Source organism: Actinomycetospora sp. NBC_00405, from assembly GCF_036044095.1.
GTDB lineage: Bacteria > Actinomycetota > Actinomycetes > Mycobacteriales > Pseudonocardiaceae > Actinomycetospora > Actinomycetospora callitridis.
Map to the genome: position 1 here is coordinate 95,541 of NZ_CP107938.1, position 24,422 is coordinate 119,962.

Here is a 24,422-nt window from a genome sequence, read left to right on the forward strand (position 1 = left end):
GGGAGCAGCACGATGCCGGCTACCGGGCGCGTCGTCGATGACCGACCGGCCGTCGCCCGTGCTGCCCTCGCGGACCGGGACGTGGGCGCCGCGTGGGGAACGGGACGGTTTCGGACGTCGAGGATACCCACGCCCGGCGACCCTGGGTCCCGTCCACGACGGCCGATGGCCATCGCGTCACCACGCCGGGACAAGCGCCCGGTCACCGGGCAGGATGCCGGGGCGTGAGCACCGAGCCGGTCGGCCAGAAGGCCCAGAAGGCCCTGTTCGACTCCGTCGACGACGTCGCCACCCGGCTCGCCGACGTCGGCTACATCGCCTCCACCGCCGTCGCGACCACCGTCTTCCTCGCCGACCGCCTGGGCAAGCCGCTGCTCGTCGAGGGCCCCGCGGGCGTGGGCAAGACGGAGCTGGCGCGCGCGGTGGCCGAGGCGACGGGCAGCGGCCTGGTGCGCCTGCAGTGCTACGAGGGCATCGACGAGGCCCGCGCGCTCTACGAGTGGAACCACGCCAAGCAGCTGCTGCGCATCACCGCGAGCCAGGGCGAGGCGTGGGACGACACGCGCGACGACGTGTTCTCCGAGGAGTTCCTGCTCCCGCGCCCGCTGCTCACCGCGATCCGGCGCACCGATCCGACCGTCCTGCTCGTGGACGAGACCGACAAGGCCGACGTCGAGGTCGAGGGGCTGCTGCTGGAGGTGCTCGGCGACTTCCAGGTCACCGTCCCCGAGCTCGGCACCGTGGTGGCTGCGCAGCGCCCGTTCACCCTCCTGACCTCGAACGCCACCCGCGAGCTCTCCGAGGCCCTCAAGCGCCGCTGCCTCTACCTGCACCTCGACTTCCCCGACGCCGAGCTCGAGCGGCGCATCGTGCTCACCCGCGTGCCGCAGCTGCCCGAGGCGCTCGCCGAGGAGCTCGTCCGCATCGTCGGGGTGCTGCGCGGCATCCAGCTCCGGAAGGCGCCGTCGGTGTCCGAGACGATCGACTGGGGGCGCACGCTGCTGGCCCTCGGGCTCGACACGGTCGACGACGCCACGGTGCGCGCGACGCTCGGCGTCGTCCTCAAGCACCAGTCCGACACCGAGCGCGCCGTCGCCGAGCTCCGTCTGAACTGATGGGGTCGAACTGATGGCCTCTCCCGTCGTGCACGGCGGCCTGCCCGCCCACCTGGTCGACTTCGTCGGCGCGCTGCGGCGAGCGGGGATCGCGGTGGGGCCGGGGGAGTCGGTGGACGCCGCGGCGGTGGTCTCCGAGCTGGACCTGCTGCGCCGCGAACAGCTGCGCGAGGGCCTCGCGGCGGCGATGCTGCGTCGCTCGGGGCAGCGCGCGGTGTTCGATGCGCTCTTCGACCTGTGGTTCCCGCTCGGGCAGGGCGCGGCGCTCGGCGAGGTCGCGCTGCCCTACGCCGAGGACGGGTCGGTGGACGTCGAGGCGCTGCGCGACCTGCTCGCCGGGCTGTTGCGCGACGGCGACACCGCGGCGATGGCCGAGCTGGCGCGCGCGATCGTCGACGGGCTGGGCGCGGTGGGCAAGGGCCAGGGCGGTCAGGGGCAGGGCCGGGGTGGCGGGGGCGGCGACCGCGGCCAGGGAGGTGGGGGACAGCCCTCGACGTGGTCGGCGTACCAGGCGCTCAACGCGGTCCGGCCCGAGACGCTGCTGGCGCGCGTGCTGGCCGACCTGCGCGGCGGGGCCGACGCGGCGTGGGACAGCCCGTTCGCCGAGGAGGTCTCGCGCCGCGAGGTGCGGGACCGGATCGCGTCGTTCCGGCGCATGGTCACCGACGAGGCCCGCCGCCGCGGCGCAGAGGTCCGCGGACGCGAGGCGGCCGCGCGCACGGGCGTCCCGAAGCAGGGCGACCGCGTCGACTTCCTGACCGCCAACTCCGAGCAGCTCGCCGACCTGCGTCGCCGCGTCGCCCCGCTCGCCCGGCACCTCGCGTCGCGGCTCGCCGCCCGGCGCCGGCGGGCCCGTCGCGGCCCGATCGACCTGCGCCGCACCCTGCGCCGCTCGATGTCCACCGGCGGCGTGCCGATGCGACCGGCGTACCGGCGCCCGCGGCCGGGGCGTCCCGAGCTGGTGCTGTTCTGCGACGTCTCGGGGTCGGTGGCGGGGTTCAGCCACTTCACGATGATGCTGGTCCAGGCCCTGCGCGAGCAGTTCTCCCGCATCAGGATCTTCTGCTTCGTCGACGGGTGCGTCGAGGTCACCGACCTGTTCGGCCCGGGGTCGGACCTCGGCGGCGTGATGGCCGAGATCACCGCGCGCCCGGGCCTCATCGCCTTCGACGGGCACAGCGACTACGGCTCGGCGCTCGGGCGCTTCCGCGAGGGCTGGCCGGACGTGGTCGGCCCGCGCACGTCGCTGCTGCTGCTGGGCGACGGCCGCACCAACTACCGCGACCCGAACCTCGCGGTCCTGGGCGACCTCGCCGAGCGGTCCCGTCACGTGCACTGGCTCAACCCCGAGCCGCAGGCGCAGTGGGGTACCGGCGACTCCGCGGCCCGCCGGTACGGCCAGGTCGTGCCGATGCACGAGTGCCGGACGGCGGCCCAGCTCGCGGGGGTCGTCAGCGGGCTCCTGCCGGTCTAGTCGAGATCACTAGGCTGACCGGGTGGGACAACGCCGGATCGGGGTCATGGGCGGCACCTTCGACCCCGTGCACCACGGGCACCTGGTGGCGGCCAGCGAGGCCCAGGTCCGGTTCGCGCTCGACGAGGTCGTGTTCGTGCCGACCGGTCAGCCCTACCGCAAGGAGGGCGAGTCGGTCAGTGCCGCCGAGGACCGCTACCTCATGACCGTCGTCGCCACGGCCTCGAACCCGCGCTTCACCGTCAGCCGCGTCGACGTCGACCGGGACGGGCCGACCTACACCGTCGACACCCTCCAGGACCTCGCGACGATCTTCCCCGACGACGAGCTCTTCTTCATCACCGGCGCCGACGCGCTCGAGCAGATCCTGTCGTGGCACCGCGCCGAGGAGATGTTCCGGCTCGCGCACTTCGTGGGGGTCACGCGGCCCGGGTTCGACCTCGACGACGGCCACCTCCCGAGCGGCTCGGTGAGCCTGCTCGAGGTGCCGGCCATGGCGATCTCGTCGACGGCCTGCCGCGAGCGCGTCGCCGCCGGGGAGCCGGTCTGGTACCTCGTGCCCGACGGCGTCGTGCAGTACATCGCGAAGCGCGGGTTGTACCGCCGGCGAGGTGAAGGGTCGGTGCTCGGTCCGACGGAGCACGTGTCCTCCGAGTAGTGGCCGACTGCGCCGATCGGGGTCGATCCCACTCGAACGAGTGACGATGGTGCGCGCCGACTAACGCGCTGTGTGTGCTTTCCGAGATCCTTTCGAACGTCGGCGCCCAGTCCGGGGCCCGGCCGCTCGGGGGAGAGTGATCTCGGTGCTGACGCCGCCGCAACCCGTCGTCCCGCAGGCTCCGCCGCCGCCGGCGCGGGGCCTGTCCCGCGGGATGATCGCCCTCATCGTCGTCCTCGGGATGCTCGTGGCCGCCCTCGGCGGCGTGATCGTCGCCCGCGAGATGAGCGCGCCGTCCGAGGTCGCCCTCGAGCCCGTGGCCACCGCGGGCGCCAACCCGTTCATGGACAGCGTCGGCACCGACGTCCCCGACGTCCGGCCCGTCGCGAACACCGGCGGACGGCACTCCGGCACGACCCCGGGCCTCTACGGCGGCACCGGTGACGACTCGTCGTGCGACCGTTCCCAGCTCACCCGACACCTGAGCGCGCACCCCGACCGCGCCGCCGGCTGGGCCTCGGTCCTCGGCCTGCGCGACGGGTCGTCGTCGACGATCTCGAGCTACGTCGACGGGCTGACGTCGGTGGTCCTGCGCTCCGACACCTACGTCACCAACCACGGCTGGAGCGACGGCAGCGTCACGTCCTGGCCCGCGGTGCTCCAGGCCGGCACGGCCGTGCTCGTCGACCAGTACGGCAACCCCGTCACCCGGTGCTTCTGCGGCAACCCGCTGACCGCCCCGCAGTCGTTCACCACCGTCGCATACGTCGGCCCGCGCTGGTCCTCGTTCACCTCGAACTCGGTGACGATCATCAACCACCAGACGACGACCGTGACGAACAACTACACGATCATCGACGTCCACACCGGGCGCGGCCACGACCGCCCGCGGGGTACGGACGGCGAGCGGGACCGGGAGAACCGGGACGTGCGCGAGGCCTTCACCGGGGGCGGGGAGCAGCAGGAGAGCGACCAGGCGGCCGGCGGTGGCACCCAGGACGGCGCGGAGAACGGCGGCCCGGCCCCGGACGTCGTCGCTCCGGCCGCCGGCGGGGAGGGCGCGGGGGCGACGGGTGTCGCGCCGGGGGTGACCGGTCCCGGGACGTCCACCAGCCCGGAGTCGTCGACCACCACGACGACCCCGTCGACCTCCAGCGCCGGGACGGCGCTCGCCGGCACCAGCTGGACGGCGGGCTCGGAGTGCCCCTTCGGCCCGGGGACCGTCGCCTTCGGCTCGGGTGGTCAGCTCACCGGCGCCGTGTCCGGGACGTACACCGCCATTGCGGGGACCCTGAGCCTCACGACGTCGGCGGGGAGCACGACGTTCGACCTGCCGAGCGCCTCGACCACGACGCTGACGTCCCTGAGCAGCCCTGCCTGCACGCTCACCTCGACCTCGTCGTGAGCCGCCACCGTCAGCCCGAGGACGAGGCGCCGGCGGACGTCGCCGTCGATCCCCCGACCGGGCCGCTGACCCTGCCGCCGGCGGTCGTCGTCCCGCACCAGCGGCCGGCGTCGGAGCCGGTGTCGCCGTCTGGAGAGACCCCGCCCACCCGGCACTCGGTCACGATCGTCACCTCCCCCCGACGAGCCGTGATCGCCCCGACTGCTCCTGCGGACCCGCTCAGCGGGCTCGACGGAGCACCCGGAGCGATCATCGGCCCGGCGCGGGACCCGATCACGCCCCGGACGGGGATCGTGCTCCCGGCCGAGGTGCGCCGGGAGTGGGCCGACGCTCCCGGGAGCTTCGCCCGGTGGGGCGCCGAGGGCCCGCGGACCGTCCCGCAGGCGGCGCTCCCGGCCCTCCCGCCGCGGCCGGCGCCGCCGGTGGTGTGGGGTCCGTGGCCGCCGGAGCCCTCGATGGGCCCGCCGCCGCAACGCCGGAGATCGAGCGGCTGGATGCTCGCGGCGGTCGCGGTGCTCGTCGTCCTGCTCGTCGGGCTCGGCGTGGGGCTCGTGCGCCCCGAGCTCTTCGGGCTCTCGGCCCGGTCGCCCTTCGCGGCGTCCGGGGAGGCGGCACCCGGCACCGGCACGACGTCCCCGCAGATCGCGCCCGCCGCGAGCGCGCCCGCCGACCCCTCGGCGGAGCTGGAACGCCTCGCCCGCTCCGACGCGGTCGCGCTGGCGGCCGTCGAGAACGGCTGGGTGCCGCAGCTGTCGTCCAAGCGGCCGGGCACCGTGGCCTCGGGACGCACCTACGACGCGGCGGCGATCCTCGCCGAGCACGAGCAGCTCCGGGCCCGCCATCCCGGGGCGCGCCTGCTGTGGTCGGGCGACTGGCCGGTCTTCGGCAGCGACGACTACTGGGTCACGGTGCTCGCGACGCCGTCGTCCTCGGCGGGCGGGGCCAACTCCTGGTGCGACCGCCAGGGCTTCGGCGCCGACGACTGCTTCGCCAAGTGGCTCGCCCGCAGCGGCGGCAGCGAGGGCACCGCGGTGCACCGCTAGGCGTGCTCAGCCCGGGCGGTGCACGGCCGTGGGCGCGATGCGCAGGATGCGTCGCGCGTGCCCCGGGCCGTCGTTCCAGTGGTACGGACCGCCCAGGTAGCGACGCGACAGCGCCTCGATGTGCTCGGCCGCGCCCTGCGGCGTCACCTCGACGACCCGGCCGCGCAGCGTGACGTAGCGCTGCGGGCGGCCCGCGTCGGCCACCGCGACGGAGATGCGCGGGTCGCGCCGCACGTTGGCCACCTTCTGGAAGCCCTCGACCGAATTGATCACGACGTGGGTGCCGTCGGTGTCCACCCAGGTCTCCGTGGTCTCCGGCGACCCGTCGGGCATGACCGTCGCGACCACGCAACGGTTCGGGCCCCTCAGGAGGGACACGACGTCCTCCGGGAGGGGCTCGGCCTGCGGGTGCGCGAGGCTCATCGGGCGCTCGTGGTCCTCCGGGCGGGTGGTGGCGGGCCCGACCACGGTAGGAGAGCCCCGCCGCGGCGTCGCAGCGGCCCCCGGTTCCGCGCCGTCAGTCCCCGAAGGCGAGCACCGACGCGGTGAACGCGTGGAGGTGGTTGCGGGACGCGACGGGCCCGATCTCGCCGGCGGCGAAGAACCCCGCGACGCCCTCGGGGCCGAGGCCGCGGCGCACCGCGTCGACGTCGTGGTCGGCGTCCGGGAACATCGCCCGTCCCCGCCCGTTGCACGAGAACAGCAGCGCGCCGGCCGTCGTGCCCTCGCCGCGGAAGCGGCTCATGAGCCAGTCGAGATCGGCGTCGGCGCTCGTCGCGTCGCGCACCTGGAACCGCACGGTGCGGCCCACCTCGACGACGTCGCCGACGGTGATGGAGCCCTGCTCCGGGTCGGCGCCGACGACGCCGCGGATGAGGAAGTCGCCCTGGCGGTGGTCGTCGGCGTACTCGTCCATCGCGATGCCGAGGTGCAGGCCCCGCGCGACCATCTGCTGATCGGCCTCCTCGAGGCCGCGGACGATCTCCTCGAGCTTCGTGTAGGCCGGCGTGCCCGCGAGTCCCATCAGGTGCGGGCCCTCGGCGGCGGTGACCGTCATCGTCGGCCCGATCGGCCGGCAGCCCTGGCTGACCAGCGTGCGGACCCGCACGTCGCCACCGATCGTCACGCCGACGACGCCGCGCTCGTGCACGACGCCGTCGAGGAACAGGCGCGTGCCGCCCGCACCCCCAGGGCCGGACGCGAGGCCGCCGACGAGGGGCAGGCCGCCCAGGACGTCGGCCGACTGCTCGACGAAGCCCTGGATGGGGAAGGTGTACGGGTCGGCGAGCAGGAGGCCGACCTCGTCGGCGCCGGCGCTCTTGGGCATGCCGCCGACGACGAGGCCGGTCTCGGTGCGGCTCGCGTCGAGGCGGAACGGGGTCAGCGTCGCGTCCGGCAGCGCGGCCGCCCAGACGGCGACGGCGGGCCGCGCCTCGACGCCCCGGCCGTCGCCGATCACGCCACCGGCGCTGCAGCCGACGGCCACGCGGGCGCCCGCCACCTCCATCGCCCGGGCCCCGGCGCGCCCGATCTCCTCGGGGTCGGGATGGCAGACGAAGACGGCGAGCAGGTCGGGTCGCCGACCCCCCAGCGGAGCGGTGGCCTGCGCGACGGCGTCCTCGGCGGCGGCCACGAGATCGGCTCCCTGGGCCAGCCCGTCCCCGAAATCCGGCATCGCCCCAGTATGCGCGGAGCCCGGCCGGGGCGCGGCTCGCGACGGCGACGAGCCCTCGAGCGGCGTCGAGTAGGATCGGTGTGCCCCCGCTCCCTGACCTCGAAGGGTTTCGTGCCCGCCACCGATCGCGCGCGCCGTCTGGCCGAGACCGCCGCACTCGCCGCTGCCGACAAGCTCGCCCACGACGTCGTCGCCATCGACGTGTCCGAGCGGCTTCCCCTCACCGACTGCTTCGTCATCGCCTCGGCGCCCAACGAGCGCCAGGTGCAGGCCGTGGTCGACAACGTCGAGGAGAAGCTGCGCGCGCTCGACGCCAAGCCCGTGCGCCGCGAGGGCACGCAGGAGGCCCGCTGGGTGCTCCTCGACTTCGGCGACGTCGTCGTCCACGTGTTCCACGGCGACGAGCGCGAGTTCTACGGCCTCGAGAGGCTGTGGAAGGACTGCCCGGCGCTGACGTTGCCGGACGAGGTGTACGGGCCGCCCCGCGACCAGACCGCCGCCGGCGAGTGAGCCTGCACCGGCTGGTCCTGGTCCGGCACGGTCGGACCACCTGGAACGCCGAGAGCAGGATGCAGGGTCGTCTCGACCCCGACCTCGACGACACCGGCCGTGCCCAGGCCCTCGCCGCGGCGCCGGTGCTCGCGACGTACGAGCCGGTGCTGCTCGTGGCGTCCGACCAGGTCCGGGCCTGGCGCACGGCCGACGCCATCGCCAAGGAGGCCGGCCTCGTCCCGCGTCCCGACGGGCGGCTGCGCGAGACGGCGCTGGGCGACTGGGAAGGTCTGACCGGCGGCGAGGTGGAGGCCGGCTGGCCCGGCGGGCTCGCGTCGTGGGGGAGCGACCCGGAGTGGGCGCCGCCCGGCGGGGAGTCCCGGGTCGAGGTGGCCGAGCGGGCCCTCCCGGTGCTGGCCGAACTGAACGACGAGCTGGCCGACACCGACGAGCGGCAGACCGCGATGGTGGTGGCGCACGGCGGCACCATCAGCGCGCTGACGGCCTCGACGCTCGGCTGGCCGGTGCAGGCGTGGCACTCGTTGCAGCCGCTGCACAACTGCGCGTGGGCCGTGCTGGAGCAGCGGTTCGACCGGTGGCGCCTGCGGGCCTGGGGCCTGGCGGCGACGTGAGCTCCGGTCCGGTGCTCGTGGTGATCGCCGACTCGCTGTCGTTCCACGGGCCCGGCCGGGCCGAGCCGGCCGACGAGCCGCGGCTGTGGCCGCACGTCGCCGCGTCGGTGGTCGGCGGACGGGCCGAGCTGCATGCCGGCCTCGGGTGGACCGCCCGACACGCGTGGCGCGCGATGGTCGGCGACCCGCGGATCTGGGCGTCGCTGCGGCACGCGGACGCGGTGGTCCTCGGCGTCGGCGGCATGGACACGCTGCCGTCGCCGGTGCCGACGGCGCTGCGCGAGACGATCCCGGCGCTGCGCCCGGCCCCGCTACGGCGGGCCGTCCGCGACGCGCACGGGTGGCTGACGCCGCGGGCGGCGCGCCTGCTCGGCGCCGCCGGACCGGTGGCGCTGCCGCCGGGGGAGACCGTGCGGCACCTCGAGCGCCTGCGCGTCGCCGTGACGACGCTGGTCCCTGGCCTGCCCGTCGTTGGGATGCTGCCCGCGGTGCACCGGGCGCCGGCCTACGGCGGCGTGCACGCCGGGCGGGAGCGGCACGTCGCCGCGCTCACCGCGTGGGCGTCCCGGAGCGGGGTCGCGCTCGTCGACCCGGTGCCCCTGGTGGCCGACCACGTCCTGCGTGGCCACGGCAACCCCGACGGCATCCACTGGGGCTGGGCGGCACACGCGGCCGTGGGGGACGCGGTGGGCCGCACGGTGGAGAAGGCCCTGGCCGACAGGGGCTGAGGCCTGTGCGCGAGGGGGCCGCGGTCCGAGGGGCCGAGCGCCGTGGGCCGGGCGGGTGCGGAGCGCGCCCGCCGTGACCGGTGTCCGTCCCCATCCCGTCCCGTCGTCCCCAGGCGGCTCCCGCGTGCTGTCCCGGGTGGCCGGCGCGTTCCTAGCGTCCCGGGCATGCGCTACCCGTCCGCGCCCGCCACCGGCGGCGCCCGCACCCGGCTCCGCTCCCTCGAGGGCCGTGGGCGCTCCTCCTCGGCGGCGGGGTGGGGCGGGCCGGAGGACGTCGAGGTCGGCGAGCCCGACCCCGGCGGTCCTGGCGATGACGGGCCGGTGCGGGTCGGCTGGCCGGGCGCGCCGCCGGGGACGCCAGCGGCGCGGCTCAAGGTGCCGGTCGGCGGCTCCCGGCCCGCCGCCGACCCCGAGCCGGAGTGGTGGGACGACGAGGACGACGATCCGCCGCGGGCGGCGCGCGCCAGCGCGTGGGACCCGCCGGAGCGTGGCCGGCGGGCGCAGCGATGGGTGGCCCGGTGGCTGCCCGCCTCCTGGGCCGGCGCGCGCTGGGACCCGGGCCGGACCGGTGCGCTCGCCCTCGCGGCGGTCGCGGCCGTGGCGGCGGTGGTCGCCGCCGTGGGCGTGTGGGCGGAGCGCCCGGTGCCGGAGCCGGTGCCGTCGTTGCCCCTGGTCGCGGGAGCCCCACCAGCGGGTCCGGTGCTGCCCGTGGCGGCGCCCGCCGACGCCGGGCCGCTCGTGGTCTCGGTGTCCGGGCGCGTCGCCCGGCCCGGGCTGGTGCGGCTCGCCCCCGGCAGCCGGGTGGGCGACGCCGTGGACGCCGCCGGAGGTGCGACGCCCGACGCCGACCTCACCGGGCTCAACCTCGCCGCGCGCGTCACCGACGGCGAGCAGGTGGTCGTCGGTGTCCCGACGCCGGTCACGCCGCCGGCGGGAGCCGCCGCGGGCGGGGCCGCGCCGGGGTCGGGTGGCGGGTCGGGGGGAGCGGGCGGCGCACCCGGCGGGCGGGTGGACCTCAACACCGCCACCCTCGAACAGCTCGACCAGCTGCCCGGCGTCGGCCCGGTCACCGCCCAGCGGATCCTCGAGTGGCGGACGCAGAACGGGCGGTTCGCGGCCGTCGAGCAGCTGCAGGAGGTCAGCGGCATCGGCGACGCCCGCTTCGCGACCCTGCGCGACCTGGTCGCGGTGTGAGCGCCCGGCGTCCACCACCGGCGCTCGTGGACCCGGAGCTGCCGCCGCCCGACCTGCGCCTGGTGCCCGCGGCGCTCGCGTCCTGGGGCGTCGCGATCGCCGCGCTGACCGCCGGGTGGGGTGCCGCGGCGGTGCTGGTGCTCGCCGGCGCGACGGCCGCGGTGGTCGCCGCGCGTCGGCCCGCGGGCACGGGGTCCCGGCCCGGGCTGCGTGCGGTGGTCCTCGCGACCGGCGGGTGCGCGGCGGCGGTCGGCCTGGTGGCCGGGCTCGGCGCCTTCGCCGTCGCGAGCCATCCCCTGCGCCCGGCCACCGGGAACGGGGTGTCCGCGCGACTCGACGTCGTGGTGACCGCCGACCCGCGCCCGGTCCGGTCGGCGGTGCCGGGGCCCGGCCGGGTGGTGGTGCGGGGCGAGCTGGTGGGCGGGCAGGTCGGGGCGGGCGTGCCGTGGCGGGCCGGGGGACGGGTGGTGCTCCTCGCGCCCGCCGAGGACTGGGCGGGGCTGCTGCCGGGCCAGGTCGTCGCCGCTCGGGGCCGGCTCGGTCCGCCCGATCGCGCGGACCTCACCGTCGCGGTCCTGCAGGTCCGCGGGCCGCCCGGGGAGGTCGGGCCGGTGCCGCTGGTCCAACGGGTCGCGGGCGACCTGCGGGGCGGGCTCCGCGACGCCGCCCGCGCCGTGCTCGCCGAGGACCCGGCGGGCCTGCTCCCGGGCCTCGTGGTCGGCGACACGGCGGGCGTCTCGCCGGGGCTCGCCGACGACTTCCGGACCGCCGGCCTGACCCATTTGACGGCCGTGTCCGGGACCAATGTCGCGATCATCTGCGGCGCGGTGCTGTTGCTCGCACGCCTCGCGCGGGCCGGTCCGCGCACCGCGGCCGCCCTGGCGGCCCTGGCGCTCGTCGGTTTCGTCGTCCTCGCCCGGCCGTCCCCGAGCGTCCTGCGGGCGGCGGTGATGGGCGGGGTCACGGTGCTCGCGCTCGCGGTGGGTCGGCGACGGTCGGTGGTGCCGGCCCTGTGCGCGGCCGTGATCGTCCTGCTGCTCGTCGACCCGGGGCTCGCCACCGATCCGGGGTTCGCGCTGTCGGTGCTCGCCACCGGGGCGCTCGTGCTGCTCGCGCCGGGGATGGTCGCGCGGTGGCGGGCCCGCGGGGTGCCGCCCGGGATCGCGGAGGCGCTCGCGGTGCCCGTCGCCGCGCACGTGGTCACCGCGCCGGTGATCGCGGGCCTGTCCGGCGAGGTCAGCCTCGTCGCGGTCGTCGCCAACCTGCTCGCCGCGCCGGTGATCGCGCCGGTCACGGTGCTCGGCGTGCTCGCCGCCGCGGTCGCGCCGTGGTGGGCCGGGGGCGCCGAGGCGCTCGTGTGGCTCGCGGGGCCGGGAGTGTCGTGGTTGGTGTGGGTGGCCCGGCGGTGCGCGGCCGTCCAGGGCGCGACGCTGGCGTGGCCGGGCGGGGTGCCGGGCGCGCTCGCCCTCGCCGCCGTGGTGCTGCTCGTCGGGGCGGCGTTGCGGTGGCGCCGGCTGCGGGCAGTGGTGGCAGCGGTGCTGGTCGGCGCGCTGCTGGTGCTCGTGCCGACCCGGGTCGTGCCGCCGGGGTGGCCGCCCGCGCGGTGGTCGTTGGTGGCGTGCGACGTCGGTCAGGGCGACGCCCTGGTGCTGGCCACCGGTGAGCCCGGCCGAGCGGTCCTCGTCGACGTCGGCCCCGACGCGGGCGCGATCGACGGCTGCCTCGCCCGCCTCGGCGTCCGGTCGCTGGCCCTCGTGGTGCTGACGCACCTGCACGCCGACCACGTCGGCGGCCTCGCCGGCGCGCTCGCGGGCCGGGCGGTGGGTGGGGTCGCGCTCGGGCCGGCGCGCGAGCCCGCCGACACCCTGGCGCAGGTCACCCGCCGGACCGCGATCGCCCGCGCGCCCCTGGTCGGCCTCGGGCGCGGGACCGTCCTGCGCTGGTCCGGCCTGGTGCTCGAGGTGCTCGGCCCCGTCCGCACCGTCGCCCACGTCGACGGCGAGGACGGGAGCGCGGTCAACGACACGTCGGTGGTGCTGCGGGCGCACACCCCCGTCGGTCGCGTGCTCCTGCCCGGCGACGCGGAGAGGTCGGCCCAGTCGTCACTGCTCGGGACGGCAGGCGACCTGCACGCGGAGATCCTGAAGGTGCCGCACCACGGTTCGCGGTCGTCGCTGCCGACCTTCCTCACCGCGGCGCGGGCCTCGTTGGCGCTGGTCAGCGTCGGACGAGGCAACACCTACGGGCACCCGAACCCGGGCGTGGTGGGCCTGCTCGCCGGCAGCGGCGCCCTCGTCCGGCGCACCGACGAGTCGGGCGACCTGGCCGTGGTGGTCGGCGCCGACCCCCGCGCCGGCCCCGCCGTCGTCGCCCGCGGCGATCCGCGACCGGACCCGAGGCGACGGTGAGCGCGGGACGACGCAGGGCCGGTACCTGCGTCGAGGTTCCGGTGACGCTTCGGAAATCGAAGCGTCGCCCACCACGTGGAGTCATCCGTCGGGTCATCCGTCGGCGGACGCCCGCCACGTCGGGAGGGTGCGGAGCATGCCCTGCCCGGGAGGGCCTCGGCGGCCGGGCCGCTACAGCCCCAGCGCCTCGCGGACCGCCTTCGACGTCGCCGGGATCGTCGCCTTCGGGCCCACCTGGTGCTCGATGGCGTCGAGGGTCTTGAGGCCGTCGCCGGTGATGAGCAGGACGGTGTCGGCGTCCGGGTCGAGCTCGCCGGACTCCACCATCTTCTTGGCGTTGGCCACGGTGACGCCGCCGGCGGTCTCGGCGAACACGCCCTCGGTGCGGGCGAGCAGCCGGATGCCGTCGCGGACCTCCTCGTCGGTGACGTCGGAGATCGAGCCCCCGCAGCGGCGCACCGCGTCGAGCACGTACGGCCCGTCGGCGGGGTTCCCGATGGCCAGCGACCGGGCGATCGTGTCCGGCTTCTGCGGACGGACGACGTCGGTGCCCTCGCGGAAGGCGGTGGACACCGGCGAGCAGCCGGCGGCCTGGGCGCCGAACACCTTGTACTCGGCGTCGTCGACGAGTCCGAGCGCGATCAGCTCGCCGTAGGCCTTGTCGACCTTGGTCAGCTGCGAGCCCGAGGCGATCGGGATGACCGTCTGCGCCGGGATGCGCCAGCCCAGCTGCTCGGCGACCTCGTAGCCGAGGGTCTTCGAGCCCTCCGCGTAGTAGGGCCGGACGTTGACGTTGACGAACGCCCAGTCCTCCTGGTCGAAGGCGAGCTCCGTGGCCAGGCGGTTGACGTCGTCGTACGTGCCCTCGCAGGCCAGCAGGTTGGTGTCGTAGACCGCGGTCATGAGGATCTTGGCGCGCTCGAGCGACGCGGGGATCAGCACGACCGAGTCCCAGCCGGCGCGCGCCGCGGCGGCGGCCGTGGCGTTCGCGAGGTTGCCGGTCGACGGGCACGCGAGCGTGGTGAAGCCCAGCTCGCGGGCGGCGGCGAGGGCGACGGCGACGACGCGGTCCTTGAAGGAGTGCGTCGGGTTGCCGGTGTCGTCCTTGACCCACAGGTTGCGGATGCCGAGCTCGGCGCCGAGGCGGTCGGCGCGCAGCAGGCGGGTGCAGCCCGGGTCCATGTTCGGGTGCGACTCGACGGTGGTGGGCACCGGCAGCAGCGACCTGTACCGCCAGATGCTGCGGGGTCCGCGCTCGATGTCCTCGCGGGTGACCCTGCCGAAGTCGTAGGCGATCTCGAGGGGCCCGAAGCACTGCGGGCAGGCGAACTCGGCGGCGAGGTCCATGCGGTGGCCGCAGGCGCGACAGGCGAGAGCGGTGGCCGGGCCGAGATCGAACGACGTCGTCGTCGGCTGGGCGGTGAGCGTCATGAAAGGAAAATCCTTCCTCATCTTCCCCGCGAACGGGTCGGAATTGGCACCGTGATCGCTGCGTGCGGAGCGCGCTGCGCCGGTTGCCGGGGTGTCGTCGGGCCGTTCCCTCTACCCCTCTGGATGAGCCGTATTCGGTTGTCGAGCGCCCCCTGGACGCCCGCCGGAGCACATTACGGCACGGGTCACACCTCGACCACCGAGCGCGCCGAGGCGAGACGTCGCTCACGGCGCCCCTCACGTCAGCACGCCCCCCGGGGTCGTCGGACCCACGTGACACGATCGGTCCGTGAGCCCCACGAGCGCGCCCGAGGTCACCGCGCCGTTGCACCTCGTCGTCGGCGACGAGTCGCTGCTGGTCGAGCGGGCGGTGGCGCGGGCTGTCACCGCGGCCCGCGAGACCGATCCCGCGGTCGAGGTGGCGCACCTCCCGGTCGGCGAGATCACCGCGGGCGTGCTGGGCGAGCTCGTCAGCCCGTCGCTGTTCGCCGAGTCGCGGGTGGTCGTGATCGAGAACGCCCACGACGCGAGCGCCGAGGTCACCACGCTGCTGCTCGACTACGCCCGCGCCCCGAGCGACGGCGTGACGCTCGTCGTCGTGCACCGCGGCCCGCCCAAGGGGGGCAAGGCGCGCAAGCCGCCTGCCAAGGGCGGCAAGGGGGGCGGCGCGAAGGGTGACGCGCTGCTCGAGGGCCTACGCAGCGCCGGGGCCACGGAGGCCTCGGCGGCGGGGCTCTCCGACGACCAGCGCGCCGATTTCGTGCGCAGCGAGGTCCGCCAGGCCGGCGGGCGGATGACCGGCGAGGCGCTCGGGCTGCTCATGGACGCCGTGGGCTCGGATCTGCGCGAGCTCGCCGCGGCCGCGTCGCAGCTCGTGTCGGACTCGGGCGGCCAGGTCGACGCCGACGCCGTGCGCGCCTTCCACCGGGGCCGCGCCGAGGTCACGGGGTTCGCGGTCGCGGAGCGGGCGATCACGGGGGACCGGACGGCGGCGCTCGAGTCGCTGCGCTGGGCGCTGGAGACCGGGGTGCCGCACGTGCTGCTGGCCGACGCCCTCGCCGACGCCGTGCGCACCGTGGCGCGGGTCAACGCCGCCGGCCGCGGCGACCCGTACGCCATGGCGTCGTCGCTCAAGATGCCGCCGTGGAAGGTGCGCAAGGCCCAGGGCCAGGGTCGGGGCTGGGCCGACGAGGGGCTCACGCGGGCGATGGGCGTGGTGGCCGACCTCAACGCGAACGTCAAGGGCGCCGCCGCCGACCCGGCCTACGCCCTGGAGTACGCCGTCGAGCAGGTCCTCGCGGCCCGCGGGAGCTCGCGGCGCTGAGCTGCCGGCGCGGTCGTGATCGACGCGGCATTCCTGGCACCCAGTGCAAGCGTGGACGCAGGGCTTGCACGGGCCCGTGCCGCGCCCGCCCACGAGGTCAAGAGGAGCACACCGATGGGGGCCCGTCCCCGGCGAACCGGGGACGGGCCGTTGTGATTGCTGGAGTGGCTCAGGCCGGGGTCTTGCCCGCCTTGGCGTCCACCGTGAAGCGCTCGGCGCGGTGGGCCATGCGCGACTTCTTGTTCGCCGCCTGGTTCTTGTGGATGACGCCCTTGCTGACGGCCTTGTCGAGCAGCCGGCCGGCCTCGCGGCGGCGCTCGCCGGAGAGGTCGACGTCGCCGGCCTCGGTGGCCTCGCGGTAGCGGCGGATCGCGGTCTTGATGCGCGACTTGACCGCCTTGTTCTTCTGGCGCGCTTCCTCGTTCTTGCGGTTGCGCTTGACCTGCTGCTTGATGTTCGCCACGGGGTGTTCGAACCTTCGTCCGTCGGAGTTCTGTGCACGGGAGCGCGCGGGGGCGCTCGACCGCACCACGCAGTGCCGCCCAGATTACCAACCTCACCTCGACGCTCCGCCGACCGGCCCCGGAGCGGCGTCGTGGGACGATGGCGGGTGAGCCCGACCGTGCGAGACGTGAGGATCCCGTTGACCCAGACCACCCAGCAGTCCGCGAGCAACCCCGGACGGCCGGGCACGAAGGGCTACGCCGACGAGACGTTCACGCCGCCGGACCGTATCCGCAACTTCTGCATCATCGCCCACATCGACCACGGCAAGTCGACGCTGGCCGACCGCATGCTGCAGATGACCGGCGTGCTGGGGGACCGGGCCTACCGCGCCCAGTACCTCGACCGCATGGACATCGAGCGCGAGCGCGGCATCACGATCAAGGCGCAGAACGTGCGCCTGCCCTGGTGCGCCGCCGGCCCGGACGGCGAGGTGCGCGACCACGTGCTGCACCTCATCGACACCCCGGGGCACGTCGACTTCACCTACGAGGTCAGCCGCTCGCTCGCCGCGTGCGAGGGCGCGATCCTGCTGGTCGACGCCGCGCAGGGCATCGAGGCGCAGACCCTGGCCAACCTCTACCTGGCCATGGAGCACGACCTCGAGATCATCCCCGTGCTCAACAAGATCGACCTGCCGGCCGCCGACCCCGAGCGCTACGCCGCCGAGATCGCCCACCTCATCGGCTGCGACCCCGACAGCATCCTGCGGATCAGCGCCAAGACCGGTGACGGCGTCCCCGCGGTGCTCGACTCGGTAGTCCACCGGGTGCCCGCGCCCGTGGGCGACGCCGACGCGCCGGCCCGCGCAATGATCTTCGACTCGGTCTACGACACCTACCGCGGCGTCGTCACCTACATCCGCGTCGTCGACGGCAAGATCACCCCGCGCGAGCGCATCCGCATGATGTCCACCAACGCCGTGCACGAGCTGCTCGAGGTCGGGATCATCTCGCCGGACCAGAAGCCCTGCCAGGGCCTGGGCGTCGGCGAGGTCGGCTACCTCATGACCGGCGTGAAGGACGTCCGGCAGTCCCGTGTCGGCGACACGGTGACGTGGGAGCGCAAGGGCGCCACGGAACCGCTCGGCGGCTACCGCGACCCGCAGCCGATGGTCTACTCCGGGCTCTATCCCATCGACGGCACCGACTACCCGCTGCTGCGCGACGCGCTCGACCGCCTGCGCCTCAACGACGCCGCCCTGTCCTACGAGCCCGAGACGTCGGCGGCGCTGGGCTTCGGCTTCCGCTGCGGCTTCCTCGGCCTGCTGCACCTGGAGATCACCCGCGACCGCCTCGAGCGCGAGTACGGGCTGGAGCTGATCTCCACCGCGCCCAACACCGTCTACCGCCTCGAGCTGGACGACGGCTCCGAGGCCGAGGTGACCAACCCCGCCGACTGGCCCGAGGGCAAGGTCGCGACGATCTTCGAGCCGATCACCAAGGTCTCGGTGCTGGCGCCGTCGGACTTCGTCGGCCCGATCATGGAGCTCTGCCAGTCGCGGCGCGGCCAGCTCGAGGGCATGGACTACCTGTCCGACAGCCGCGTCGAGCTGCGCTACACGATGCCGCTCGCCGAGATCATCTTCGACTTCTTCGACATCCTGAAGTCGCGCACCCGCGGCTACGCGTCGCTGAACTACGAGCCCGCCGGCGAGCAGGCCGCCGACCTCGTGAAGGTCGACATCCTGCTGCAGGGCGAGCCGGTCGACGCGTTCTCGGCGATCGTGCACCGCGACGCCGCCTACGCGTACGGCAACTCGATGGCCACGAAGCTGCGCGAGCTCATCCCGCGCCAGCAGTTCGAGGTGCCGATCCAGGCCGCCATCGGCGCGAAGATCATCGCGCGCGAGACGATCCGCGCGATCCGCAAGGACGTGCTCTCCAAGTGCTACGGCGGGGACATCACCCGCAAGCGCAAGCTGCTCGAGAAGCAGAAGGAGGGCAAGAAGCGGATGAAGACGATCGGCCGTGTCGACGTCCCGCAGGAGGCCTTCGTCGCGGCCCTGTCCACCGACCAGAACGCGGTGGACAAGGCCAAGAAGAAGTAGTGGGGCGCCGCCGGTGATCGGCGGGGAACAACCGCTCGCGTAGACTGGTTGTCAACGCCGAGCTGTCGGCCTGGGAAGGACCCTGCGTGTCACCGGGTCCGCGGACAGCTCACGTGTCCGCCGCACCCTTCCTGAAAGAGATCTGTGACCAACGCTGCTGTCCTGTCCGATCACGACGTCGAGCTCGTCGACGTGATCTCCCACTCCACCGACGAGAGCCCCGCGGACGCGACGTCCGCCGAGGACGCCCCCGTCGCCGAGACCCCCGACGCCACCGGCTCCGAGGAGCCGACCGTCGACGCGTCCGAAGACACCACCGAAGACGACGACGCCACCGTCGACGCCACCCCCGACGAGCCCGCCACCGGGTTCGCCGCGCTCGGTGTCGCGGAGCGCCTGCTCCCCACCCTGGTCGAGTCCGGGTTCGACACCCCGACCCCGATCCAGACCGAGACCATCCCGCTGCTGCTGTCGGGCCGCGACGTGCTCGGCCTCGCGCAGACCGGCACCGGCAAGACCGCCGCGTTCGCGCTGCCGATGCTCTCGGCGATCGACCCCGCGCAGCGGCGCGTGCAGGCCCTCGTCCTCACGCCCACCCGCGAGCTGGCGATCCAGGTCGCCGAGGCCATCGAGCGCCTCGGCGCCGGCGTCCCCGGGCTCAACGTGGTCCAGCTCTACGGCGGCGCGCCCTACGGCCCGCAGCTGCACGGGCTCCGGCGCGGCGGCCAGATCGTCGTCGGCACCCCCGGTCGCATCGCCGACCACCTCGAGAAGCGCACCCTCGATCTGTCCGGCGTCGCGCACTTCGTGCTCGACGAGGCCGACGAGATGCTGCAGATGGGCTTCCTCGAAGAGGTCGAGGCCATCTTCGAGCTGCTGCCCGCCGACCGTCAGGTGGCGCTGTTCTCGGCGACCATGCCCGGCGCCATCCGCGAGGTCTCGCGCCGGCACCTGAACTCGCCGGCCGAGGTGTCGATCAAGTCGAAGACGCAGACGGGCATCAACACTCGTCAGCGCTACGTCGTGCTGCCCGAGCGGCAGAAGGCGGACGCGCTCGCGCGCATCCTGCAGGTCGAGGACTTCGACGCCGCGCTGGTCTTCGTGCGCACCCGCCAGAACACCACCGACGTCACCGACGCCCTCAACCGGCGCGGCTTCTCGGCGGTGGCGATCTCCGGCGACCTGTCGCAGCCGCAGCGCGAGAAGACCATCAACGGTCTGCGCAGCGGTGAGATCGACGTCCTCGTGGCCACCGACGTCGCCGCCCGCGGGCTCGACGTCGACCGGATCTCGCTGGTCGTCAACCACGATCTGCCGCCGGACTCCGAGTCCTACGTGCACCGCATCGGGCGCACCGGGCGGGCCGGGCGCAGCGGCGAGGCGATCTCGTTCGTCACCCGCGGCCAGATCCGCACCATGCGCATGATCGAGTCGGCCACCAAGCAGAAGGCCGAGGAGATGTCGGTGCCGGGCACCGACGAGGTGAACGCGGTACGCAAGCGTCGCTTCGCCGAGCGCATCACCGGCACGCTCGAGGGCACCGTCACCGGCGGCGACCCGCTCGACGTCTTCCGCGGCATCGTCGGCGACTACGTCGCCGAGACCGGCGCCGACCCCCTCGAGCTGGCGGCCGCGCTGGCCAAGATGGTGCAGGGCACCAAGCCCCTGCTCGTCGAGGACCTGCCCGCCGCGCCGCCGCGCGGCGAGAAGCGCAGCCCGCGCGAGGGTGGCGGCAAGCCGGACCGCGGCCAGGGTCGCAGCGGCAAGGCGCCCGAGTGGACCGTCGGCTCGGGCACCGACACCTACCGGATCGACGTCGGCCACAACCAGCGGGTGCGTCCCGGTGCGATCGTCGGCGCCATCGCCAACGAGGCCGGCCTCGACTCGCAGCACATCGGCCACATCGACATCCGGCCCGACCACACGCTGGTCGAGCTCCCGGCCGACGTGCCGGGGCACGTGGTCAAGCGCCTGCAGCGCGCCCGCGTCGCCGGTCGCCCGATGGGCCTGCGTCGCGCGTCGGGCGCCGAGGCGGCCAGCCCGTCCTCGCGCCCGAGCCGCCCCCGCCGCTGAGGTTCCGCGCTGCGCTCTCGTGCGTGCGCACGTGCAAGCGCTCACAGGCGCGGAGCGCGGAGTGGCCCGGCCCCGGGCGCGGACCTACCGTGGAAGTACGCGGAGGGAGCGTCATGACGCGATCGGTGGTGATCGTCGGGGGCGGGCCTCGCGGGACCGGCGTGCTCGAACGCCTCGCGGCGAGCGCGCCCGAGTTCGTCGAGGATCTCGACGTCCACCTCGTCGACCCCTACCCGGACGGCGCGGGACGCATCTGGCGTGAGGACCAGTCGGCGCTGCTGTGGATGAACTCCATGGCCGCCGACGTCACGATGTTCACCGACGACAGCGTGCGCTGTGAGGGCCCGATCGTTCCCGGCCCGTCCCTCTACGACTGGGCCGTGGCGGTCCGCGACGGCGAGCTCGACGGCGAGTCGGTGCCGGACGGGCCGGTCGGCGACGAGCTCCGCGCGCTCGGGCCGGCGACGTTCGCCACCCGGCGCCTGCAGAGCCACTACCTCGACTTCGTGCTGCGACGCGTGCTCGCCACCCTCCCGCCGCAGGTCCGGGTGCACCGCCATCGCACGCGGGCGGTGGGCCTGCGACGCGGCGCGCCGGACGTCGTGCTGCTCGACGGCGACTCCGACCAGAAGCCTCCGGAGCTGCCCGCCGACGTGCTCGTGCTCGCCTCGGGCCACCTCGACGCGGCGCCGACGGAGGCCGAGGCCGCGCTCGCGGCGCACGCCGCCGAGCACGGCCTGCGCTACTTCCCGCCCGAGCAGACCACCGACTCCGACCTCGACCGCATCCCGGCGGGGGAGACGGTGATCGCGCGCGGGATGGGCCTCGCGTTCATCGACCTCATGGTCCTGCTCTTCGAGGGCCGCGGCGGCCGCTTCCACGACCGCGGCGACGGCACGCTCGACTACGAGCCCTCCGGCCGCGAGCCCGTCGTGCACGTCGGGTCGGGACGAGGGGTGCCGTACCACGCGAAGACCGAGTACGCGCTGCGCGGACCGCGGCCCCCGCTGCCGCGGTTCCTCGGCCCGGAGGAGATCGCCGGGTTCGTCCGTCGCGGGTCGGTCGACCTGCGCCGCGACGTGTGGCCGCTCATGGCCAAGGAGGTCGGCTGGGCGTACTACCACGAGCTCTTCGCCGGCCACCCCGACCGCGTGCGCGGTGTGTGGGACGACTTCGCCCTGCGCTTCGCCGCGCTGGACTGGTACACCCCGGCGATGCACGAGCTGGTCGCCGGGTTCGTGCCCGACCCCTCCGACCGCCTCGACTTCGAGCGCATGGACCGCCCCCTCGACGACGTCAGCGCGCCGGATCTCCCGAGCCTGCAGGAGAGCCTGCGGTCCTACGTGCTCGACGACCTCGCGCGCCACGTCGACGACCGCTACACCGCCGAGCTCGGGGCGTTCGTCGGCCTGCTGTCGGTGTTCGCGCAGGTCGCGGAGCTCGCGGGTACGCCGGCCCTGACGCCGCGCTCGCGGGCCCAGGACCTCGCATGGTGGCAGAACTTCTTCAGCTCGCTGGCGAGCGGCCCGCCCGGACCGCGGCTGCGCCAGCTGCTCGCGCTCTCGCGCGCGGGCTACGTCGTCTTCCTCGGCGCGGGCGTGCAGGTGCACCCCGTCGACGGCGGCTTCCGGGCCACCAGCGCCTCGCTGGCCCGCGTCGCGGTCACGGCGCGGACGTTCGTCGAGGCGCGCCTGTCCTCCCCGAGCGTGAGCCGCAGCGACGACCCGATGCTCGCCGGGCTCCACGCCGAGGGCCTGCTCGACGAGGAGACCCTGCGCGAGGAGCACACCGACTCCGCGACGGCCGTGCACGCCGCCGACGCGGCGGTCGCGCACTCCGGCGCCGCGGTCACCCTGCACAACACCGGCCTCGTCCGGGTGCGCACCTCGGACTTCCGCCTCGTCGACGCCGAGGGCCGGCCCGACCCGTGCCGCTTCGCGATCGGGCCGCACACCAACGTCCGACTGCCCGGGGCCTTCACGCGCCCGAACACCAACGCGCTGAGCTTCCGGGCCAACGACGCCCTCGCCCGCGCGGTCCTCACCCAGCTCGCCGAGTCCGCGCCCGCCGAGGGCCGCCTCTCCGCCTGACCCGTGAGCGATCTTCACGGTGATAGCCGTGAAGATCGCTCACGTGGGACTAGCGCGTGAAGACGATCTTGCCGGCCGTGACGCCGTCGAGCATCGACTGGAACCCGTCCTTCGCGTCCGCCATCGGGATCTCCTGGCCGATCTCCGGGACGATGCCGGTGGCCGCGACGAACTCGAGCAGGTCGCGGAGCTCGGCGAGCGTGCCCATCGTCGAGCCGACGACGTTCTTCTGCAGGAAGAAGACCTGGGCGAGGTCGGCGCTGGGCGCGTTGCCCGAGGTCGCGCCGGAGCAGACGATCGTGCCGCCCGGGACGAGCGAGCGCAGCGAGTGCTTCCAGGTCGCCTCGCCCACGGTCTCGAACACCGCCTGGACCTTGCCCGGGAGCTTCGCGTTCGACTCGAAGACCTGGTGTGCGCCGAGACGCAGGGCCAGCTCGCGCTTCTCGTCGGAGCGACCTGTGACCCACACCTGCATTCCGGCCGCGCGGCCGAGCTGGATGAGCGCCGTCGAGACACCGCCGGAGGCGCCCTGCACGAGCATCGTCTGCCCGCCGCGCAGCCCGGACTTCGTGAACAGCATCCGGTAGGCGGTCAGCCAGGCCGTGCCCATGACCGCGCCCGTGGAGGCGGTCATGCCCTCGGGGCGGGGGAGTGCGTTGCGCTTCGGGACGACGACGTAGTCGGCGAAGCTGCCCTGCGCCCACTCGGTGAGCATCTTGCGCTTCGGGTCGAGGGTCTCGTCGTCCTTCCAGTCCGGGTCGCCCATCAACGAGTGCAGGACGACGGGCGTGCCGTCGTCGAGCGTCCCGGCGCCGTCGCAGCCGAGGATCATCGGGAACTGGTCCTCCTTGATCCCGACGCCCCGCAGGGTCCAGAGGTCGTGCATGTTGAGGCTCGCCGCCTCGACCTTGACCCGTACCCAGCCCTCGGGGACGTCGGGATCGGGCCGCTCGCCCACCACGAGGGAGGCGATCGGGTCGTCGGCGTTGGGCTCGGAGGCGTAGACCGCGAACATGCCCCGCAACCTATCCGGGACGACTTGCCCGATGCCCGATGAGTTCGGTGGGCGGACGCAGTTCCATCGGTGAGAGCCCCGAAACGAACCGAGAACCTCCTGGAGGACCCGTGTACGCCCAGCTGCCCGGTATCGACGTCTACTACGAGGACCACGGCACCGGCACGCCGTTGGTGCTGCTGCACGGCGGGATGATGACGCTGGACCTGAGCTTCGGGGCGCTGATGCCCCGCCTGCGCCCGACCCGCCGCCTCGTCCCCGTCGAGCTGCAGGGGCACGGCCGCACCGCCGACGTCGACCGTGACATCACCCTCGCCAACCAGGCCGGAGACGTCGTCGGCGTGCTCGACCACCTCGGTCTCGAGCGTGCCGACGTGCTCGGGTTCAGCTGGGGCGGGCTCGTGGCCCTCGAGACCGCGGTGCGCCATCCCGACCGCGTCGACCGGTTGGTGCTCGGGGCCGTCCACCGGCGCAAGGACGACTACCACGCCGAGATCCACGACCCCTCGCAGTACGCGACGTCGACCCGCATGCCCACCGAGGCCGAGTTCGGCGCGATGTTCGCCGAGTACGAGCGCCACGGTCTGAGCAGCTTCGAGACCGTCGCCGCGAAGCTGGACCCCATCGTCACCGCCGAGGAGAACTGGTCGCTTGCCGACCTCGAGCGCATCACGGCGCCGACGCTGCTGATGATCGGCGACCACGACTTCGTCCGGGTCGACGCCGCCGTGGCGATGGCCGAGGCGATCCCCGACGCCGGTCTCGCGGTCCTCCCGCGCACGAAGCACACCGAGCTGATCAGCCGCGTGGACCTGGTCGCGCCCCTGGTCGAGGACTTCCTGGCCCGCTGACCGGGGCCCCGGTGCCCCGCGTACCGTCGACCACGTGCTGCGTGCCGTCGCGACCTGGTGGGACGGCGTCGAGCTGTGGTTGACCCAGCTCGACTTCACCGTCCAGGTCGTCCTCGTCGTCGCCGTCGTGGGCCCGGTGTGCTGGGGCGCGGCGGCGATCATCGACACGGTCGTCGAGCGCTCGGTGGCCGCCCGCCTGGAGGCCCAGGAGCGGCGTGAGCGGCGGCGCACCGACGCCACGACCGCGCCCGAGGCCTGAG

21 protein-coding genes and 1 riboswitch are annotated in these 24,422 nt (G+C 74.7%); of the genes, 16 read left to right on the plus strand and 5 right to left on the minus strand.

The annotated features are described in order from the left end of the window. Positions 1-224: 224 nt before the first annotated feature. The 5 genes from OG774_RS00425 (at position 225) to OG774_RS00445 (ending at position 5,695) form a co-directional block, all read left to right on the plus strand. Positions 225-1,115 (plus strand): AAA family ATPase, encoded by an 891-nt coding sequence (locus OG774_RS00425; protein WP_328305979.1) that lies wholly within the window; start codon positions 225-227, stop codon positions 1,113-1,115. Positions 1,116-1,128: 13 nt separating this feature from the next. Then, entirely contained in the window at positions 1,129-2,589 is a 1,461-nt protein-coding gene (locus OG774_RS00430; RefSeq protein WP_328305980.1) for a vWA domain-containing protein, read from the plus strand. A 22-nt stretch (positions 2,590-2,611) separates the two neighbouring features. Continuing rightward, positions 2,612-3,247: a nicotinate-nucleotide adenylyltransferase gene (gene nadD, locus OG774_RS00435; RefSeq protein WP_328305981.1), complete on the plus strand. Its 636-nt coding sequence runs from the start codon at positions 2,612-2,614 to the stop codon at positions 3,245-3,247. A 145-nt stretch (positions 3,248-3,392) separates the two neighbouring features. After that, a complete protein-coding gene (locus tag OG774_RS00440; protein WP_328305982.1) occupies positions 3,393-4,652 on the plus strand; it encodes a DUF6777 domain-containing protein in 1,260 nt (419 codons plus the stop codon). Then, positions 4,649-5,695: a hypothetical protein gene (locus OG774_RS00445; protein ID WP_328305983.1), complete on the plus strand. Its 1,047-nt coding sequence runs from the start codon at positions 4,649-4,651 to the stop codon at positions 5,693-5,695. Before OG774_RS00440 ends, OG774_RS00445 begins: the two co-directional genes overlap by 4 nt. Positions 5,696-5,701: 6 nt before the next feature. Here the strand turns inward: OG774_RS00445 and OG774_RS00450 are convergent, their stop codons facing one another. Together OG774_RS00450 and OG774_RS00455 are read right to left on the minus strand one after the other, a co-directional pair. Further along, complete coding sequence (locus OG774_RS00450) at positions 5,702-6,118, minus strand: TIGR03618 family F420-dependent PPOX class oxidoreductase (protein ID WP_328305984.1); 417 nt, start codon at positions 6,116-6,118, stop codon at positions 5,702-5,704. A 94-nt stretch (positions 6,119-6,212) separates the two neighbouring features. After that, the gene (locus OG774_RS00455; protein WP_328305985.1) at positions 6,213-7,370 is read right to left on the minus strand and encodes an FIST signal transduction protein; all 1,158 of its coding nucleotides are present in this window, start codon (positions 7,368-7,370) and stop codon (positions 6,213-6,215) included. 111 nt (positions 7,371-7,481) lie between these two features. Between OG774_RS00455 and rsfS the strand changes: the two genes are divergently transcribed. From rsfS to OG774_RS00480, 5 genes are all read left to right on the plus strand, one after another. Further along, the gene (gene rsfS / locus OG774_RS00460) at positions 7,482-7,880 is read left to right on the plus strand and encodes a ribosome silencing factor (protein WP_328305986.1); all 399 of its coding nucleotides are present in this window, start codon (positions 7,482-7,484) and stop codon (positions 7,878-7,880) included. Then, positions 7,877-8,494: a histidine phosphatase family protein gene (locus tag OG774_RS00465; protein WP_328305987.1), complete on the plus strand. Its 618-nt coding sequence runs from the start codon at positions 7,877-7,879 to the stop codon at positions 8,492-8,494. The genes rsfS and OG774_RS00465 overlap by 4 nt, the downstream gene beginning before the upstream one ends. Next, the gene (octT, locus tag OG774_RS00470) at positions 8,491-9,222 is read left to right on the plus strand and encodes a diglucosylglycerate octanoyltransferase (protein WP_328305988.1); all 732 of its coding nucleotides are present in this window, start codon (positions 8,491-8,493) and stop codon (positions 9,220-9,222) included. The genes OG774_RS00465 and octT overlap by 4 nt, the downstream gene beginning before the upstream one ends. Positions 9,223-9,387: 165 nt before the next feature. Beyond that, positions 9,388-10,416, plus strand: a complete 1,029-nt coding sequence (locus OG774_RS00475) for a ComEA family DNA-binding protein (RefSeq protein ID WP_328305989.1) — start codon at positions 9,388-9,390, stop codon at positions 10,414-10,416. 26 nt (positions 10,417-10,442) lie between these two features. Beyond that, positions 10,443-12,824, plus strand: coding sequence for a ComEC/Rec2 family competence protein (locus OG774_RS00480; RefSeq protein ID WP_328305990.1), 2,382 nt, complete (start codon positions 10,443-10,445; stop codon positions 12,822-12,824). A 171-nt stretch (positions 12,825-12,995) separates the two neighbouring features. Here OG774_RS00480 and thrC read toward each other — a convergent pair whose 3' ends face one another. Beyond that, the gene (gene thrC, locus OG774_RS00485; protein ID WP_328305991.1) at positions 12,996-14,255 is read right to left on the minus strand and encodes a threonine synthase; all 1,260 of its coding nucleotides are present in this window, start codon (positions 14,253-14,255) and stop codon (positions 12,996-12,998) included. 14 nt (positions 14,256-14,269) lie between these two features. Then, positions 14,270-14,385: riboswitch (SAM riboswitch) on the minus strand. 159 nt (positions 14,386-14,544) lie between these two features. Between thrC and holA the strand changes: the two genes are divergently transcribed. Next, on the plus strand, positions 14,545-15,579 hold the full coding sequence (gene holA / locus OG774_RS00490) for a DNA polymerase III subunit delta (protein ID WP_328305992.1): 1,035 nt from the start codon (positions 14,545-14,547) through the stop codon (positions 15,577-15,579). Between the two features lie 169 nt (positions 15,580-15,748). Here holA and rpsT read toward each other — a convergent pair whose 3' ends face one another. Beyond that, on the minus strand, positions 15,749-16,042 hold the full coding sequence (gene rpsT, locus OG774_RS00495) for a 30S ribosomal protein S20 (RefSeq protein WP_328305993.1): 294 nt from the start codon (positions 16,040-16,042) through the stop codon (positions 15,749-15,751). A gap of 180 nt (positions 16,043-16,222) precedes the next feature. Here rpsT and lepA point away from each other — a divergent pair, with 180 nt between their 5' ends. The 3 genes from lepA to OG774_RS00510 all read left to right on the plus strand — a co-directional run bounded on the left by lepA (position 16,223) and on the right by OG774_RS00510 (position 22,296). Further along, positions 16,223-18,133, plus strand: a complete 1,911-nt coding sequence (gene lepA, locus OG774_RS00500) for a translation elongation factor 4 (RefSeq protein ID WP_328310695.1) — start codon at positions 16,223-16,225, stop codon at positions 18,131-18,133. Between the two features lie 144 nt (positions 18,134-18,277). Next, entirely contained in the window at positions 18,278-20,206 is a 1,929-nt protein-coding gene (locus tag OG774_RS00505) for a DEAD/DEAH box helicase (RefSeq protein ID WP_328305994.1), read from the plus strand. Between the two features lie 113 nt (positions 20,207-20,319). After that, a complete protein-coding gene (locus OG774_RS00510; protein ID WP_328305995.1) occupies positions 20,320-22,296 on the plus strand; it encodes an FAD/NAD(P)-binding protein in 1,977 nt (658 codons plus the stop codon). Between the two features lie 49 nt (positions 22,297-22,345). Here OG774_RS00510 and OG774_RS00515 read toward each other — a convergent pair whose 3' ends face one another. Beyond that, positions 22,346-23,311 (minus strand): quinone oxidoreductase family protein, encoded by a 966-nt coding sequence (locus tag OG774_RS00515; protein ID WP_328305996.1) that lies wholly within the window; start codon positions 23,309-23,311, stop codon positions 22,346-22,348. A 110-nt stretch (positions 23,312-23,421) separates the two neighbouring features. Here OG774_RS00515 and OG774_RS00520 point away from each other — a divergent pair, with 110 nt between their 5' ends. Next, the gene (locus tag OG774_RS00520) at positions 23,422-24,162 is read left to right on the plus strand and encodes an alpha/beta fold hydrolase (RefSeq protein WP_328305997.1); all 741 of its coding nucleotides are present in this window, start codon (positions 23,422-23,424) and stop codon (positions 24,160-24,162) included. A 34-nt stretch (positions 24,163-24,196) separates the two neighbouring features. After that, entirely contained in the window at positions 24,197-24,421 is a 225-nt protein-coding gene (locus OG774_RS00525) for a hypothetical protein (protein ID WP_328305998.1), read from the plus strand. Position 24,422 lies beyond the last annotated feature (1 nt).

Coding starts and splice junctions, on each gene's coding strand:
- OG774_RS00430 (WP_328305980.1), top strand. CDS start 1,129: ATGGCCTCTCCCGTCGTGCACGGCGGCCTGCCCGCCCACCTGGTCGAC.
- OG774_RS00450 (WP_328305984.1), bottom strand. CDS start 6,118: ATGAGCCTCGCGCACCCGCAGGCCGAGCCCCTCCCGGAGGACGTCGTG.
- OG774_RS00455 (WP_328305985.1), bottom strand. CDS start 7,370: ATGCCGGATTTCGGGGACGGGCTGGCCCAGGGAGCCGATCTCGTGGCC.
- OG774_RS00475 (WP_328305989.1), top strand. CDS start 9,388: ATGCGCTACCCGTCCGCGCCCGCCACCGGCGGCGCCCGCACCCGGCTC.
- thrC (WP_328305991.1), bottom strand. CDS start 14,255: ATGACGCTCACCGCCCAGCCGACGACGACGTCGTTCGATCTCGGCCCG.
- OG774_RS00510 (WP_328305995.1), top strand. CDS start 20,320: ATGACGCGATCGGTGGTGATCGTCGGGGGCGGGCCTCGCGGGACCGGC.
- OG774_RS00515 (WP_328305996.1), bottom strand. CDS start 23,311: ATGTTCGCGGTCTACGCCTCCGAGCCCAACGCCGACGACCCGATCGCC.